This window comes from Deinococcus sp. YIM 77859 (assembly GCF_000745175.1).
Lineage (GTDB): Bacteria > Deinococcota > Deinococci > Deinococcales > Deinococcaceae > Deinococcus.
On the sequence record NZ_JQNI01000004.1, the window covers coordinates 217,435 to 234,054 of the forward strand.

Below are 16,620 nucleotides of genomic sequence, written 5' to 3' on the forward strand. Positions count from 1 at the left end.
CGCCCCTTACTTGGGCTCGTTCAGGATCACAATGCGGCCTTCGGGCTGGGCATCGACCGTAGGACGGGCCTTGAGGTAGTTGACCAGGATGTCGATATCCAGGGTGCCGGTATCGAGGCGGCGGCCCTTGGCCTTTTTGAAGACTTCAAACCCGTCGCCGCCATTCGCCGTAAAGGTGTTCATGGCGACCGTGTAGGTCTTGTTGTCGTCGAGGGGCTGACCGTTGAGGGTGACGGCAGTCACGCGGCTGCCCGCCGGCTTGGAGAGGTCGAAGGTGTAACTCATGCCCTTGGAGACATGCAGGAATTGACCCTTGTTCTCGCTCCAGGTGGCCACCCCGTGTTCCAGCGCCTGCTTGATCTCCGCGCCGGTCAGGTCGAGGATCGTCAGGGTGTTGCCAAAAGGCTGCACGGTGATGGCTTCCTCAAAGGTAATAGGCCCCGCGTCGATGCTGGAGCGCACGCCGCCGCCGTTGACAAAGGCGATCACCGCCCCAGCCCGCTGCCCGGCCTCCAGCGCGGCGTCAGCCAGGACGTTCGCCATGCCGCTCTCGCGCCTGCGAACGATCTCGCGGCTGCCGTTCAGCCCCCGCGTGGTGTTCCCGATCACCTGACGGCGCAGGTTGGCGATGGGCACGCTGAGGGTCTCGATCATGCGCTTGGCGGTGGGATCTTCCGGCAGATCGGCGGAGACGACGATGGGATTCCCCTCGAAGCTCTCCACGGCTCCAGCGTCGTTAAAGGTGACCTTGAGGCGCCCGAGCACCTTGCCCCACTCCCAGGCCGCGACCAGCAGCGTGCGGTTGCCGTCGGGATTCTGGACCACCGTCGGGTAGGGTCCCTCACTCTTCGGGAAATCCTTGTTGTCGAAGGTCCCCAGCAGGGTGTGGCTGTGGCCGCCCACGATCACGTCAATGCCGGGCACCGTCTTGGCGACTTCCTGTTCGAGCGGGTAGCCGAGGTGCGAGAGCAGGATGATCTTGTTGATGCCCTGGTCCTGGAGCGCCTTCACGCTGTTCTTCAGACTCTGCATCAGTTCCAGCATTCGCACGTTCTCGCCGGGAGAGCTGATCAGCGGCAGGTCGGGCGTCACCGCGCCGATCAGGCCGACCTTCTGGCCGCCCACGTTCAGGACCGCGTAGGGCTTGATCAGGTCCTTGAGAAGCGGTTCCTGGGTGAGGTCAAGATTGGCGGCCAGCAGGGGAAACTGCGCCTTTTGGGCAAAGCGGGCAAGCGCCTCGGGGCCGTTGTCGAACTCGTGGTTGCCCACGGCCATCGCCTGATAGCCCTGGTAGTTCATAAACAGCACGTCGGCCAAGCCCTGGTAGACGTTGTAGAACAGGGTGCCCTGGAAGGTATCGCCGCCGGAGAGAATCAGCGGGTTGGGATCGCGCTTGGCGTACTCGCGAACCAGCGCCGTTTGGCGAGCGTAGCCACCGTACATTCCCTCGCCCACCTTAACGGGATCGAGATGACCATGCAGATCGTCGGTGTGCAGGATGGTCACGGTGAGGGGAGCCGCGGCGGCCACGGAACCAAGGAGCGCGGCGCAAAGGAACCAGAGTTTCATAGCAGCTTCATGATAGGTGTTTTTGATCCGAATTTGCGGAGGCTGTGGTGAGCTGCCGCAGGAACAGGGCGACGAAGCGCGGGTTGTGCTTCGCGTAGCGTTTCCACAGGCGGCGCGGCTCCATCGCCAGGCGAAAGAGCCATTCCAGCCCCAGATTCTGCAGGAGGCGGGGAGCCTGCCGCACGTGGCCGGAGTGAAAATCAAAGGCGGCGCCCACCCCCAGGAGCACGGCGGGAATACGGCGGGTGTGCTCGGCCATCCACCGTTCCTGTTTGGGGCAGCCGATCCCCACAAAGACGATCCGCGCGCCGGAATCCACGATCTGCCGGGTATAGCGTTCGTCTTCTTCGGGCGTGAGGGGCCGAAAGGGCGGCGCGATCAGGCAGACCAGCCGGATTCCGGGGTACCGAGCGCGCAGCACGCGGGCAAACGTTTCCAGGTTTTCCGGGGTGCCGCCGTACAGGGCAATGGGCACACCCTCGCGGGCGGCGGCCTCGCACACGTGCAGCGTGAGGGTGGGGCCGTAGACCCGGCTGGCGTCGGCCACGCCCAGGGCTCGCAGCGCCCAGACGAGCGGCATGCCGTCCGGCGTGACGAGCGCGGCCCCGTTCACCACGTTCTGGAAGTCGCGGCTGTCGTGGGCTTCCATCGTCATGTGGACGTTGGCGACGCAGACGTAGCGGGCCTCCCCGGCCTGAGCCCAGGCCAGGATGCGGCGGGTGGCATCGGGATAGCTCGTCGCGTCAACGCGCATCCCCAGGATGTGACGGAAGGGAATGGGGGGCATGAGGCTCCTTTAGGTGGGAGAAACGGGCGAGGCAACCTGACGGCGGTACACTTCTAGGGCCGCCAGCCCGAAGCCGAACAGGCTCCAGAACCAGATGCCGCCCTGGGGGCCTTCAAGAAAAACATCAAAGGCAGCATTGACCAGAAAGGCCAGCCAGTAGGCGAGAATCCACAGGAACAGGTGAGACCACACGGTCTGCCCGGCGGCGCGGGCACGGAAGGAGGCACGCAGCAGGCTCAGCGCGAACGCAGCCTGGAGAAGCACCCAGGCCGTGAAGCCGGGCACGCCCGAGCGCGCGAGGAAGGTCAGGTGCCCGTTGTGCGGGCTGCGCAGCGAGCTGTCCTCCTCGACCTGGTAGCCGTCGGCGTCGGCGAGGTTGATGCCGTACCCCTTGCCGGTCCAGAAGTAGGGACCGTGCAGGGTGTAGCCGACGATATCGTTCCACCAGGCAAGGCGCCACTCGCGCGAGCCGTCGCGGGTGGACGTGCCGGTGTCCTCGGTGATGCTGCGGAGATTCAGGAGTAGACCCGGCACGGAGACTTCGCGGCCTACCCCGAGGTCGACCCGGACGTTCAGGGCTGTCATCAGCGTGAGGACCAGAACGCCCAGGTACAGCGGGCGGCCCCAGCGGCTGAGGGGCCGCAGCAGCAGCAGCACGGCTGCCGCCGCCGCGATGGTCAGTAGGGCCGCTCGCCCCGTAAAGACGCTGAGGCAGCCGATCAGCCACAGCAGCCACCACAGCCACTCGCGGCCAGGCCGCTCCGCAACCCTGGGCGGGGAGAAGTGTCGGTGCAGGCCCAGCAGCAAAAAGGCCAGGATTCCAGCCAGGTGCACGGCGATGTCACCGCCCTTGGGCTTCAGGAGGGGCACGTCACTGCCCGGCAGAACGGGAATCAGCCCTCCGGCCAGCCGGTAGAGGATCAGGCTGAGCGGCGCAAACAGCAGGAACCAGGGGATCAACCGCGCGTACTGCCGTACCGCACGCTCCACCCAACCCAGGTGCAGCCCCAGGCCCGCGACGATCAGCGCAAAGGCGGCGTACCCCCAGATCACAGCGTCCCGCAGGGCCGTGATGCCGTAGGTCCCCAGGTAGGGCAGCGTGTTCGCCAGCCCGATCAGCATGAAGAGGCCCAGCAGCACCACCAGGCCCCAGGTGTGGCGGGTCCCCAGCCGCCCCACTTTCAGCAGGGCCAGCAGGCCCGCTCCCAGCGCCAGTTCGCCCACGAAGAGGGGGGGCACGCCGAGGTAGGCGTACCCCTTGCCCAGGAAGGCGTACCCGACCAGCGACACGCCGATGAAGCCGAGGGCGAGCTGGGGCAGCCGGGCATGTACCCGCCAGAGGGTAGCGGCCAGCAGCACCAGCACGCACAGCGCCCCGGCCAGCAGCGGTTGCTGTACCCCCAGCAGGCCGGCGGCCAGTCCCCCCAGGAAGATCAGCCACCCGGGATACAGGCGAAGGAGAGGGGCAGGCCAGACGTTTTTCGGCAAAGGGCCGCTCATGGGTGACCTGCCACAGGAAGGGGGGCGCGTTCTCGTCTGACCTCCGACAAGAGCACGTGGGTCATCTGATCCGCGAACCGCTCCGGGGAGAACTGCTGGAGGCCGCGCTGCTCGCCCGCCTCGCCCAAACGGCGAGCAAGCTGCGGATCAGTGATGAGGCGCTCGAGCTGGCGTTCCAGGTCCTCCACGCTCTGGGGGGGAAAGAGCAGGCCGGTCACGCCGTCTTGTACGATTTCCGGCAAGCCCCCGCCTGCCGCCGCAACCACCGGCAGGCGCGCCAGCATCGCCTCGACCACCGCCAGGCCGAAGCCCTCCACATAGCAGGGGTGCACGTAGATGTCAGCCAGGCCCAACAGAGGCCGGGCATCCGCGCGAGGTCCCAGGAAGTGAATGCGGCCCCGGCTGGCGAGACTCGCGGCGAGCTCACGCATAGCCTCCAGGCCCACGCCCTGGCCGATCAGGACCAGTCGCAGGTGAGGGTGCCGGGTCCACAGCCGGTCGAAGGCTTGCAACAGGGTCCTATGATCCTTGTAGGACTCAAAGCTCGCCACGTACATCAGCACCAGATCATCCGGGGCGAGACCGAGACCAGCGCGAGCCTCCCGGCTGTAGGGCCGCCACTGTGCCACCTGAAAGGGGCTCTCCACGCCGTGGTGAATGACGTGGTGCCGCCCGGCATGGCGAGGGGGCAGGTTGGCCTGCCGCACGGCATCCGAGATGAAAATCAGCGTGTCCCGGTAGGAAAGCGCCCGGTAAAGTTGCGTCTTGAGGCGGCTGGCGCGGATCTCCGCGATCCCGTGCACCCAGAACAGGAGCCGAACGGGCAGGCCCGCGGCAGCCAGCTTGGCGATCAGGTACGACCGGAAGGAATTACACACGACGAGCTGCGTACTGGAGGCGCGCAGCACACGGCGCAGCGCCAGCGCAGACCGCAGGTACCCCTCGCCCAAGTGGTGAACCGGTACGCCGAGCCGTCCGAACTCGTCTCGCATCTCCGGCGAGGGGGGCTCCAGACTCCCGATCTCAAGCTGCACCTGCTCCGGCTGGACGCTGCGGGCGAGGTTCAGCAGCGCCTTGGTCACGCCACCGTGAAAATTCAGGCCGCGGTCCAGAAACAGGCTTCGTACAGGCAGGTTTCTTGCTGACATGCTTCTCCCGGGGATAGGGCCACGTGGCCCGATGCCAAAGCTAGTGGGGAGGCCGCTAACAAAAAATAAACGTGCAGCCCGCAGTAGCTGCACGCCGCCTCCCAGCAGGCTGATCAGGGAGCTCGAGGGGTCAACAGACCAACCCGAATGCCCGCTGCGCGTAGCTTGGCCTGCCAGCGCGCGTATTCCTGACGTTCCATGGTCTGCGTGATGGGGCTGGGCAGCACCCGGTTGCCACGGCACTGGCTCACGCCCTTCGGGTCACGAGGGCAGTCAGGGAACCAAAAGGGATTCTGGACGTATTTTCCCTTGAGGGGCTGGGCCCAACCCACCAGGTTGTCCCGCACCGAGATGTTGTAAAAGGTGCCCTTCTTCTTGTCACCGTGCATATCCCAGACGTACAGACCGACGTTCTGGGCCTTGATGGGTGCGCCGCTAGGCAGATAGCCACTGGAGATCACGCGGTTTTCGAAGACCTCGATGTTGTGGCCGGCCGAGACAGCAATGCCCACATTGGAAGTGTTCACGATCTGGTTGCGGTACACACGAATATAGGCTGCCGCTTCCTTGGCGGTCTGGGAACTGCCGTCGGCCGCGTTGATGCCGCCCCCACTGTACTCGTCGGTCCGAGGCCGGACAGCATAGGCCCCCTGAATGTAGTTGTCGTGAATCTTGATGCGACTTTCGGGAACGCCGCTGGAGCGGTACATGTTGATATTCTCCTCGGGGCGGCTCTTGCCCGGCTCGTTGATCACCTCATTCCAGGCGATTTCAGCCCCGCTGACGTGCCGCACCTGGTTGAACTGCACGAACTGCACGAGCCGCGCCTCCGTCGGGGAATACTGTCCTGGTCCAGTACTGTAGCGCCCATCGATGTTGATGGCCCTGTTCCGCAGAATCTTGATGGTCTGGCCCTTGCTGGCCTGCCCCAGGTACGAGCGCAGGTAGATCCCCGAGGTGCCGATCATCTCGTTGTTCTCCACAAGCAGGCTCTCGAACTCCTCCAGGTCGAGGAACCGACCGGGGAAACGGTATTCCTTGAGGGGACGCCCCGGGTTGAGGGCCACGCCGCGGGTATTGCGAATCACTATGTTGGCGCGGTCATACTGGGAGCGGATCAGCGGCCCCTTGCTCTGAATGTTGGAGTTCTGAATCACCACTTTTTGCCGAGTGGCGATCTCCACCGCCGCAACCCGGGGGTCCAGGCTCTGCCAGTTGCCCTGGTAGACCCCTCCCTTACGGATGACGATGGGTTTGCTGTACTGAATGGCTCCCGCGTGCTCCAGGAGAGAACACGTCAGCAGGGAAAAGACGAAGGACACCGTCCAAGGCAAGGAAGAAGACATGTAGGGGCAATATCAAGAGGCCACCCGTCCTCTATCGTGTTGCCGTGCACATTCACCCCCGATGATGAGACGGGGAGGAGCCTGGGACAAAGGCCACGCAGGCCCCGCCCCGAAGAATTCAGGGTTTAGGTCTCCAAAAGGGCGGGATGGTCGGGACGCGCGCGGGCCCGCGCCGCCTGGTAGATCTCCAGCAGCAGGCCGTGATTACGTTCCGCCGTATAGGCGGAAAGAAAGGTCTGGCGGGCCTGCATCCGCATCTGCTCCCGCTCGGCGGGGTGACTGTGCAGCCACCTGACCTGGGCCACCAGGTCGGCGGCATCATCCGGCCGGAAGTGAAGACCGTTGCGGCCGTGCTCCAGCAGCGTAGACATCGCGCCCAGCCTGCTGCCGACCACCGGGAGGCCCACGGCGAACGCCTCGACCAGGGTCATGGGAAAGCCCTCGTACCAGAGGGAGGGGAACACCAGTAGGCTGGCGTCCTGCATCAGCCGCAGCACCTCGCCGCGGTCCCGGCGGCCGAGCCAGGTCACACCGGGCAGGGTTCGGGCCGCTTCCGCGACCTGCGGGGCCAGGGGACCATCCCCCACGATCCGCAGGGGCAGGTCGCCACCCGCGCTGGCCCATGCCCGAAGCAGCGTCTCAACGCCTTTTTCTCGGGAAAGCCGTCCCACAAAGAGGGCGTAGCCGCCGTCCCCTGTCCCCAGCCCCGGATCCACGTCCAGAAAGTTGGGCTTGATGTGGAGCCGGTCCGCGGGCAGACCGCCAGCGATGAATGTTTCACGGGCGAACGCGGTGAGGGCGATGTAGGCATCCACTCCACGCCGGTAGGTGCCCGCCGCGCGGTGCGTGGTCTGCATGGCCGCCACCACCAGCGAGGCACTGCGGCTGCTGCGGTAGCAGGTGTGCGCCACCGCGGGCCAGGGCACCCTCAGCCCCAAACAGTCCTCGCAGACGTGGCCGTCGCGGAAGAAGAGCGCATTGGCACACAGCAGCCGGTAGTTGTGGAGCGTTTGTACGACCGCCGCTCCCCCCGCCCGGGCCCCCGCATAGGCAGCGGGCGAAAGGATGGGAAAGGTGTTATGAAAGTGCACCACGTCCACGCCCCGTTCCCGTACGAGGTCACGGAGGTCGCGCGCCGCCTGAGCGTTCCAGAGGGTGTGGGCAGCGGCCTGAAGGCGGGAAGTCTGCTCGATCTGGTCGTTGCTGACGGTGTAGGTGTGAACGTGGTGCCCGTAGCGTTTCAGCAGGGCGACCTCGGCGCGAAAAACTTCATCCTCGCCGCCGGCCTGCTGATAGAAGTTGTGGACCATCAGGATGTTCACAGGCTCACCAGAGCTGGGGGCGGCCCTTTCGTCAAGGTCAGGTAGACCTGACGGTAACCCTCCGCCATCGCCTGTAGGTTGAAGCGCCCAACGATGAAGGCGCGGTCACGGCGAACCCCTTCGGCGTACGAGCTGGCCTCATCTATCGCTCGGGCGAGGGTGCGGGCCAGTGCGGGTACGTCCTCCGCAGGCGCGAGCAGCGGATACCCCGGCGGGAACACCTCGGCCAGGCCAGGAACCTGCGTCGCCACCACTGGAGTTCCGGCGAGCAGCGCCTCGATGGCGACCAGGGCCAGCCCCTCGAAACGTGACGGCATAAGCAGCACGTCGTACTCTGCCAGGCGCGTGGACAGGTCCGGGACAGGCGGAGCCAGCACGGTCCTCCAGGGGGTCTGCTGGGCCTGCACCCAGGACCGCAGCTCCCTTTCCAGCGAGCCGTGGCCGAGCAGCGTCACCTCAACGGCACGGCCCGTCAGCTCCGACGCGGCCGTTAGAATATCAGGCAGCAGATCTGCCCCCTTCTGCGGCTCCAAACGGCCAGCAAACAACACCCGAACCGGTCGGCCTTGCGCTCCCGCACGAACGCCCAGGACTGCACGGTCTGAAGGGTCAGCCACGCCGTTATAGATCACCCGGGACCGGGACGGCGGTGTCTGGGGCAGGCCCTGTTCGCTCTGGAAACGCCACAAGCCCTCGAGGGCCGCCTGCGAGACGGCGGCGACCTCCGCCCCGCGCAGCTGCCCCTCGACCCAGCGGCCGATGCGCTGCCAGGCCGGCCACAGCTGGGTGTTGTGCACGGTGCGCAGGACACGCAGGTCTGTGGGCAGGCCGAGCCGTGCGGCGCAGGCCAAGGTGGCTTCGGGGATCTCGGTGTGAACATGCACCACGGCGGGCCGCGTCCGGCGGATCAGCCTGTTCAGCCGCAGACCCGCCTGCACCAGGCCGCCTGCTTTGATCTCCAAGCGGGTGCCGCTGACGACGGGTACAGCAAGCGCCCGCAAGCGCCGTAGCATGGCCTCTCCCACCGCATTGTCCGCCACCCCCCCCACGGCGAAAAAGGTGAAGTCGAACTCCGGGTGCAGTGCCTCTGCCACGGTGAGGGCGACCTGCTCCGCTCCCCCCATATTCAGATGGGACACGACCTGCAGCACCCTGGGCCTGTTCGTCTTGTTGTTCTGCACGGCGGTCACCTTGCTTCCTCTCTCAGTACGCGCCCGAGCCGCGCAGGACCACGCCCACGGTTCGCATCAGAATCACCAGGTCGAGCCAGATGGACCAGTTGCGCACGTAGTAGGGATCCCAACGTTCCATGCCGACGTTGCCCGCCTCGGAACGGCCGGACACCTGCCAGAGCCCCGTCATACCGGGCCGTACCCGCAGCCGTAGCCGCTGCGCCTGTGGGGACAGTTGTTCCTGGTGGTAGGGGGGCAAAGGGCGCGGTCCGACCAGCGACATCTGTCCCAGCAGCACATTCACCAGTTGCGGCAGCTCATCCAGGCTGGTCTTCCGCAGGAGGCCTCCCATCCGCGTGACACGGGGATCACAGCGCAGCTTGTAGTGGGTCTCCCATTCCAGACGAAGCTGAGGATGTTCAGCCAGGCGGCGGCGCAGCACCTCCTCGGCGTTCGGCACCATGGTGCGAAACTTCCAGGTGGTGAAAAGCTGGCCATGTCGACCCACCCGGCGCTGAAAGAAGATGGGGGAATGGCGGTCCTCCAGCCAGATCAGCAGGGCCAGCAGACCGCACACCGGAACCCATACCGGCACGCTCAGAAGCACCGCCAACAGATCAAAGGCCCGCTTGCCGGCCTGCGCGAGTGGGTCAAGCAGATTGCGCGCCACCTCCAGCCCCAGCATGCCGCCGAAGTCACGGGTCTGAACCCATAACGACTCGATCTCGAACAGGTCCGGCACGATCACCACCTTGGGGTAAACCGCGAGGGGACCGTCAAGCAGATGCACCAGCCGCTGACGGCCCAAGCCGGGCATGGCGACAATGGCAATGGGGGCCTGCGGCAGCACCTGTGCCGTAGGGCCCAGGACGGGAACATTCAGGACAGCGGTACCGTGCAGCCGTTGGTCGTCGTCAAACGCAGCGACCGGCACGTACCCGTAGCCAGGGTTCTCACGCAGGGCGCGAATCATCAGGGTGCCGGTGAGGCCGGCCCCGTACACCACCGTGGGCACCCCCCACAGCCGCGCGCGCAGCAGCAGGTGCTTAACTGCTCCGCGCACCCCCAGGATGAGCGGCCAAGCCAACACCAGGCCAAAGATCAGCGAGAAGCGGCTGACCGCATCGGCCTGCTGGGTCACGAAGAGCGCGGCGGCCGTGCTGCCAAAGACCCCGAGCAGCAGCTCAGTGATGCGTTTGACCTCGGTCGTTGGGGCCATGCCCCAGCTCGGGAGTAACCGCAGGAAAAAGGCCCCAAAAAGCCAGGTCGCCAGCACAAACCAAGCCCAAGCCGGAAAGTCGGCCTCGCCCAGCAGGCCCTGCCGCAGCAGGGCAGCCAGCAGCAGCGCGGTCGTGAGCGCTGCCACATCACCCAGGGCCAGCAGGACAGCGTTCAGCAGACGTCGCCCCAGGAAGAGACGGACCCTCCCGCGCGCGGGGACACCGAATGACGGGGGCACTTGCGGCTCGCGGATGGCTTGCAAAGGGTCACTCCTTGGGAAAGACAGGGGGCGAAGGGAACGGAGGCGCTGCCGAAGTAGGGACAGCTCGAACGTCATCCCTAAGATGACGACCGGGTCGCTAAATGAACGTAAATGCCAGGTCCCTTCCCCCCGCACCCCAGGAGGACGCCGGTCGTCCTGAAGCAGGACAAGGTTTGACCCCCTTCTTGCGCTGCGGGGCAGCGAACCGCCGAGCGGCTCGACTGCCCCTATGTCGCCCCAGCCGCCGCTTAGGGCGCTCGCGACTCCAACCCAGCCGCTTCGCGATTCAGGTGGCGACGTTGCCCTTCGGACGGCAGGCTGTACGGTTCTGCCCCCCGGCCCCCGCGCCGCCGCAGGCTGTCGAGCAGCACGGCTCCGCCGGAGGCCACCAGCAGGGCCAGCAGCGCCGCAATCAGGGCGGTGCGCCGCGGCCGGGGTGCAATCGGGGCAGAGGGGGGCACGGCTTCGGCGACCACGTCCAGCGTCCCGGTGATTCCCCGCCGCGCAGCCCCCGCCAGGGCCAGGTCACGCACCAGTTGTGAGCGCACCTGAAAACTCGCGCTGTCATCGTACAGCTCTCCACGCTCAACGGCCCGGTCCAGCGCGGCAAGCTGCTGCTGCAGACTGGCACGGGCCAGTTCCAGGCGGCGCTGGGCACGCCGCACGTCCCATTCTTGCAAGGCCGCGACGCCGGCATTGGCCAGCGCACTGGCCAGCTCGGGCGTATTGGCCACGGCGTGCAGGGTAAAGACACCCTCTGACCGGCTCCCATCCCCGGCTTCCACCCACAGCTTCCGGATGCTGCCGCTCTTCAGTTCGTTGTAGAGCGCACTGTTGATGCGCGCCACATCCTCAGCGGGTACGTCCGCTGCCCTCAGCTGTGCCGCAATCCTGTTGATGACCGCCGGGCTTCGCAACGCCTGCTGCAAGGCACCGGGCGGGAGCGGCGAGGGGGTCAGGACACTGTCACTCAGGACGCCGCTTCCGCCCCGATCGGCGATCAGGCTACTGCTCGCCTCGTAAAAGCGCGGCTGACTGTCGGCCAAGAGGTAAGCACCCGTACCGGCCAGCACACTTGCGCCCAGAATGGGAAGGGCAAAGCGGCGGAGGGCACTCAGCACCTGAGAAAAGTCCGTTTCGGTGGTGGGCTGTGGAGGAGGGGAGTGCGGGGAGGATAGGGTCATGCGTTGGTCCTTTCGGGCACCGTGAGAAGTGCCCGGCTGACGCTCAGGGCGTACTCGGCGCCGCGCGCCAGCCGCTGGCGGACGAGTTGCCGCCAGTGAAGAAGAAGTTGTTGCCGATGCCGCCTGCTACACCCGACACGCGGGCTTCGGGCAGCGGCGTGAGGGCCGTCCAGCTGTTCGTGGATGGGTCGTAGGCGATCACGTCGCGGATAGCCTGGTCGTGCGAGGTTTCACCTCCCGCCACCACGATGCGCCCACCCAGCACAAAGGTGGAGTTGCTGATGTGGCTGCGGGCTCGGGGCAGCGGGGCCAAGGCGCGCCAGGTGTCTGTGGCTGGATCGTAGGCATGGACAGCAGCCTGGGTCACGAGGTTGGCGTCGTGCCCAGTCTGCCCCCCGATCGCATAGATCAGGCCACCCAGCACCGCCGAACCCATATGCTGCCGGGGCTGCGGCAGGGGTGCCGCCACTGTCCAGGAGGACGCTCCAGAGGCCAGATCAAGCACGTAGTGGTCTCCCAGGTCACGGGTACGGTCGGGCGTCGTGCCGCCGAAATAGTGCAGCCTGCCGCCCAGGTACTCCAGCTGACCGGCCGCACTGGTCGCCGGTAGATCGGGCAGACGGGTATAGGTGCGGGAGGCGACGTTGTAACGCCAAACCGCCCGCGTACCGAACACCTGCCCGGTCCACGAGCTGTTCGCCACGTACCCACCCGCGTAGTAGATGTCTGTCCCGTCGGTCGTCATGCCCGCGTGTGTGGCGCCGCGGCCAGGCATAACCGGCAGAGCTGACCAGGTGTTGCTTGCAGGATCGTACACGTTGACGCGATCGGTGGGCGTGCAGCAGGCCTTGAGACTATCGAAGCCACCAAACACATACAGCTTGCCGCCCACCGCTTCTCCCTGCGCTTCGGAGACGCCGTAGGGCTGTCTGGCGATGGATGTGTACGTGTAGGTCGTCGGCGCCGGGGAAGCTCCCGAACACGTGACCTTGGCGTCGGCCCAATCGGCGTGGTCGTAGTCGATGTTGTCGCCGCCATCCGTGACGACGAGGCGCAGTTCCTGTTTGCCGCTGACGTCCACCTGAACGGCTTGGGTGGGACTGGCGCCGGTGAGCAGCGGGCTCTGGTAGGCCAGGGTACCGTCGGTGTAGACCTGGAAGATCACGCTGCCGCGTGATCCAACCTCATCGTCCACCCCCACGCTGGCGGTGAAGGCAGTGCAGTTGCCGCCCAGGGCATACCTCAGGCTGCTGTGGGCATGAACACCCAAGCCCTTGGTGTAGGTCTGGCCGTTCAGGGTGAGGGGTCGGCCGTCGCCGGAGAGTTGCTCACCGTTGCTGCGGTCCTTTTCAAAAGGACCCCAACCGTTGGAGGCCGCGAGGGTGCCCAGGTCGCTGAGAAAGCTGGTGGTGCTGGGGGGAGGCGGGGGGGCACAGGAAACCTTGGCGTCGGCCCAGTCGGCGTGGTCGTAGTCGATGTTGTCGCCGCCATCCGTAACGACAAGGCGAAGGGTCCCCACGCCGCTGAGGTCGACCTGAACGGCTTGGGTGGGACTGGCGCCGGTGAGGCGGCCACTGTCATAGAGCAGGCGGCCATCGCCGTAGACCTGGAAGATCACGCTGCCGCGTGATCCAACCTCGTCGTCCACGCCCACGCTGGCGGTGAAGGCGGTGCAGGGGGTGGTGAGGGTGTAGACCAACTCGCTGTGGGCATGAACGCCCAGGCCCTTGGTGTAGGTCTGGCCGTTCAGAGTGAGGGGCCGGCCGTCGCCGGCCCCTTGTTCACCGTTGCTGCGGTCTTTCTCGATGGGGCCCCAGCTGTTGGTGGCGGAGGTGTAGGTGACGTCGGAGAGGTAGTTGTCTCCACCGGGGACCGCCTGCGGTCCCAGGACAGAGGCGGCGCGTACGCCCTGCCAGGCGTACTGCCGACCGTTGGCATAGGGGTTGGAGCCCGGGGGATCCAGGCGGTCTTGCCACGGGTAACTCACGCCCCCCGCGTACGGTCCGCGCTCTTCCCCCACCTGGTTACAGGCCCCCAGCCCCACCATCACCACCAGCGCCGCCATGCCGCGTAGGGCTTTGCTTGTTTGATCGCCTCTTCGGATCATGAGGTTCAGTTCCTCCAAGGATCACGGCGCGACATGCCTGCGCCGTAGCTTCAGGCACTCAGCGAAGAATCTCTATTCCTGCGATGGAGGGGTAATCCACCGAAGCGGTCAACGTGAGGTTAAGGGCGCCGCCCGTGACCCGTACGTCCAGCGGCACCACCAGCGCCGTGTTGCCACCCCCAGCACGCGCCACGATATCCAGCCCCGATACCATGACCTGACCCTCGGCCATCACGTCGAATACCCGCTTGCCGGGCACGTTCCAGGCCAGATCTGCAAAGTGCAGCTTCACCTGGTAGGTGCCGTCGTTGAGGGGGATGGTGTAGCTGATCGAGCGGGGGGTGGTGCTTCCCACATTGCCGCGGTAGGTGCGGTATAGGGCGTCATTTTCGGTTCCGCGGATATCCACCGTGGAAGCCGTCGCCGGTTCGTTGATGGCGTTGGTGGGCGTGAAGAGCGGATAATTGTTCTTGTCGCGGTCAGAGAACCAGACGTTCCCCTCGGGGTCGGTCAACTGCGCGCCCGCCGCCGTCCCCGTGTCGATCAGAATGGGTGCGGGGCGGATGTTGCGGATCAGATAAACGTTGTCGTTGTAGTCGTAGTTGATGCCGGAATAGTCCATTCCCAGCAGGTAGGTATCGGGGATACTCTGGCCGTTACGGTCCTTGACAGCAAAGAAGCGGAGGTGCTGCCCACAGGGCTGGGTGCAACCGTTGTTCAGGTCATCGCTCTGCTGATTCAGAACAGGATCACTCCACTCGCCATCCACCTTGAAGCCGAAGGTGGGCGTGGGTGTAAAGGTCGCCGCCGCCAGATTGTTCGACCCGTTCAAGCGCGGGAGCACGGTCTGACCATCAACGCCCGCATGGGTCATGATGGTGTTGAGGGTACTGCTGCCTTTGGCATGCCAGCGTAGCGTCGCTGTGCTTCCCTGAGTGTGGTAGGCGGCCAGCTGATACACCGTCACCGGCTGCGCAGCATCGGCCCTTTGCCAGTAGGCTGAGATCACCTCGTCGCCCTGCGGCGCAACGCGGCCATTCTGGTTGATATTGCTGGGAAATACGGTCTGATAGCCGAAGCCGTTACGGACGATGGTTGTCAGCAGGGGTTCTTTGTTGTTCTCGGACTCGATCTGCCACAGCCCTGCGAGCTGCACCACGCGGCTGGGGGCATCGGGATCATTGGAGACGACCGTCAGCGTACCGCTGTTGATCTGGGTCGTTTCCGCTCGGAAGCGCAGGCGTACGTCCAGGAAGCCCCCTGCGGGGACCTCAACGGGCAGAGTCGGCCTGGGCTCCAGCACCCAGGGTCCGGTCACGGGCAGGTCGGTGATTTGGAGGGGCCCAGTGCCCGTGTTCCTCACCCGGACCGTAGATACGTCGTGAACGCCGTTGCTGGGCGGCGCAGCAAGCGAACCGATACGGCTAAACACCAACCGGTCGGGGAAAGGCACCCGGTCGAGGTTCTCCAGCTCCAGCCGCGGCCGGGCTGTGGTGCTCGGCCGCGCTGCGTTTGCGGTAGCAGGCGCCGACACGTTCCCACTTTTGTCCACCGCCACCACCTGGTAGTAGGACACGGTTCCCTGTGGGGCTGCAGTATCCGTATAGAAGGAGCTGCTGAGCAGTTGTGGCGTCAGAACGGTGAAAGGCCCTTGAGCACTCGCGGACCGCAACACACGGTAGCCTGCCAGGTCATTCTCACTGTTGTCGTTCCAGTCGAGTGTGATGCCGCCCGTGCTCCCCGTTGCACTCAGGGCTGTAGGCGCCGCTGGCGGTGTGGTATCCGCCGCACCACACGTGACCTTGGCGTCGGCCCAATCGGCGTGGTCGTAGTCGATGTTGTCGCCGCCATCCGTGACGACGAGGCGCAGTTCCTGTTTGCCGCTGACGTCCACCTGAACGGCTTGGGTGGGACTGGCGCCGGTGAGCAGCGGGCTCTGGTAGGCCAGGGTACCGTCGGTGTAGACCTGGAAGATCACGCTGCCGCGTGATCCAACCTCATCGTCCACCCCCACGCTGGCGGTGAAGGCAGTGCAGTTGCCGCCCAGGGCATACCTCAGGCTGCTGTGGGCATGAACACCCAAGCCCTTGGTGTAGGTCTGGCCGTTCAGGGTGAGGGGTCGGCCGTCGCCGGAGAGTTGCTCACCGTTGCTGCGGTCCTTTTCAAAAGGACCCCAACCGTTGGAGGCCGCGAGGGTGCCCAGGTCGCTGAGAAAGCTGGTGGTGCTGGGGGGAGGCGGGGGGGCACAGGAAACCTTGGCGTCGGCCCAGTCGGCGTGGTCGTAGTCGATGTTGTCGCCGCCATCCGTAACGACGAGGCGAAGGGTCCCCACGCCGCTGAGGTCGACCTGAACGGCTTGGGTGGGACTGGCGCCGGTGAGGCGGCCACTGTCATAGAGCAGGCGGCCATCGCCGTAGACCTGGAAGATCACGCTGCCGCGTGATCCAACCTCGTCGTCCACGCCCACGCTGGCGGTGAAGGCGGTGCAGGGGGTGGTGAGGGTGTAGACCAACTCGCTGTGGGCATGAACGCCCAGGCCCTTGGTGTAGGTCTGGCCGTTCAGAGTGAGGGGCCGGCCGTCGCCGGCCCCTTGTTCACCGTTGCTGCGGTCTTTCTCGATGGGGCCCCAGCTGTTGGTGGCGGAGGTGTAGGTGACGTCGGAGAGGTAGTTGTCTCCACCGGGGACCGCCTGCGGTCCCAGGACAGAGGCGGCGCGCACGCCCTGCCAGGCGTACTGCCGACCGTTGGCATAGGGGTTGGGGCCCGGGGGATCCAGGCGGTCTTGCCACGGGTAACTCACGCCCCCCGCGTACGGTCCGCGCTCTTCCCCCACCTGGTTACACGCCCCCAGCCCCACCATCACCACCAGCGCCGCCACAATTCGTCCTGCTCCCCGTCTGCCCTTCAAGTGCTTCACCATGACGTTCCCCTCTCCCATTCACAATGGCGACGGAAGCGTAAATGATTCGTTGCACGGGACAAGCGGGCGGCACAGGACCGGC

Annotated in this window: 11 protein-coding genes; all 11 read right to left on the bottom strand. The window is 65.8% G+C overall.

Annotated elements, in window-relative coordinates:
* Positions 1–6: 6 nt before the first annotated feature.
* Complete coding sequence (locus EI73_RS14280; RefSeq protein WP_034388769.1) at positions 7–1,569, bottom strand: bifunctional UDP-sugar hydrolase/5'-nucleotidase; 1,563 nt, start codon at positions 1,567–1,569, stop codon at positions 7–9.
* Positions 1,570–1,576: 7 nt separating this feature from the next.
* Positions 1,577–2,356, bottom strand: coding sequence for a WecB/TagA/CpsF family glycosyltransferase (locus EI73_RS14285; protein WP_034388770.1), 780 nt, complete (start codon positions 2,354–2,356; stop codon positions 1,577–1,579).
* 9 nt (positions 2,357–2,365) lie between these two features.
* A complete protein-coding gene (locus tag EI73_RS14290; protein WP_081909102.1) occupies positions 2,366–3,856 on the bottom strand; it encodes an O-antigen ligase family protein in 1,491 nt (496 codons plus the stop codon).
* Positions 3,853–5,004 (bottom strand): glycosyltransferase family 4 protein, encoded by a 1,152-nt coding sequence (locus EI73_RS15725; protein ID WP_051935653.1) that lies wholly within the window; start codon positions 5,002–5,004, stop codon positions 3,853–3,855. Before EI73_RS15725 ends, EI73_RS14290 begins: the two co-directional genes overlap by 4 nt.
* Before the next feature lie 113 nt (positions 5,005–5,117).
* Positions 5,118–6,350, bottom strand: coding sequence for a hypothetical protein (locus tag EI73_RS14300; protein WP_034388771.1), 1,233 nt, complete (start codon positions 6,348–6,350; stop codon positions 5,118–5,120).
* A gap of 125 nt (positions 6,351–6,475) precedes the next feature.
* Entirely contained in the window at positions 6,476–7,672 is a 1,197-nt protein-coding gene (locus tag EI73_RS14305; RefSeq protein ID WP_034388772.1) for a glycosyltransferase family 4 protein, read from the bottom strand.
* Positions 7,669–8,862, bottom strand: coding sequence for a glycosyltransferase (locus EI73_RS14310; RefSeq protein ID WP_231557369.1), 1,194 nt, complete (start codon positions 8,860–8,862; stop codon positions 7,669–7,671). Before EI73_RS14310 ends, EI73_RS14305 begins: the two co-directional genes overlap by 4 nt.
* Positions 8,863–8,875: 13 nt before the next feature.
* Complete coding sequence (gene wbaP, locus EI73_RS14315) at positions 8,876–10,327, bottom strand: undecaprenyl-phosphate galactose phosphotransferase WbaP (protein WP_231557370.1); 1,452 nt, start codon at positions 10,325–10,327, stop codon at positions 8,876–8,878.
* 248 nt (positions 10,328–10,575) lie between these two features.
* Positions 10,576–11,511, bottom strand: coding sequence for a hypothetical protein (locus tag EI73_RS14320; protein WP_034388774.1), 936 nt, complete (start codon positions 11,509–11,511; stop codon positions 10,576–10,578).
* A 43-nt stretch (positions 11,512–11,554) separates the two neighbouring features.
* The gene (locus EI73_RS14325) at positions 11,555–13,618 is read right to left on the bottom strand and encodes an NPCBM/NEW2 domain-containing protein (RefSeq protein ID WP_034389125.1); all 2,064 of its coding nucleotides are present in this window, start codon (positions 13,616–13,618) and stop codon (positions 11,555–11,557) included.
* Between the two features lie 58 nt (positions 13,619–13,676).
* Positions 13,677–16,538 (bottom strand): NPCBM/NEW2 domain-containing protein, encoded by a 2,862-nt coding sequence (locus EI73_RS14330; RefSeq protein WP_034388775.1) that lies wholly within the window; start codon positions 16,536–16,538, stop codon positions 13,677–13,679.
* Between the last annotated feature and the right edge of the window lie 82 nt (positions 16,539–16,620).

Coding starts and splice junctions, on each gene's coding strand:
- EI73_RS14280 (WP_034388769.1), bottom strand. CDS start 1,569: ATGAAACTCTGGTTCCTTTGCGCCGCGCTCCTTGGTTCCGTGGCCGCC.
- EI73_RS14285 (WP_034388770.1), bottom strand. CDS start 2,356: ATGCCCCCCATTCCCTTCCGTCACATCCTGGGGATGCGCGTTGACGCG.
- EI73_RS14290 (WP_081909102.1), bottom strand. CDS start 3,856: ATGAGCGGCCCTTTGCCGAAAAACGTCTGGCCTGCCCCTCTCCTTCGC.
- EI73_RS15725 (WP_051935653.1), bottom strand. CDS start 5,004: ATGTCAGCAAGAAACCTGCCTGTACGAAGCCTGTTTCTGGACCGCGGC.
- EI73_RS14300 (WP_034388771.1), bottom strand. CDS start 6,350: ATGTCTTCTTCCTTGCCTTGGACGGTGTCCTTCGTCTTTTCCCTGCTG.
- EI73_RS14320 (WP_034388774.1), bottom strand. CDS start 11,511: ATGACCCTATCCTCCCCGCACTCCCCTCCTCCACAGCCCACCACCGAA.
- EI73_RS14325 (WP_034389125.1), bottom strand. CDS start 13,618: ATGATCCGAAGAGGCGATCAAACAAGCAAAGCCCTACGCGGCATGGCG.
- EI73_RS14330 (WP_034388775.1), bottom strand. CDS start 16,538: ATGGTGAAGCACTTGAAGGGCAGACGGGGAGCAGGACGAATTGTGGCG.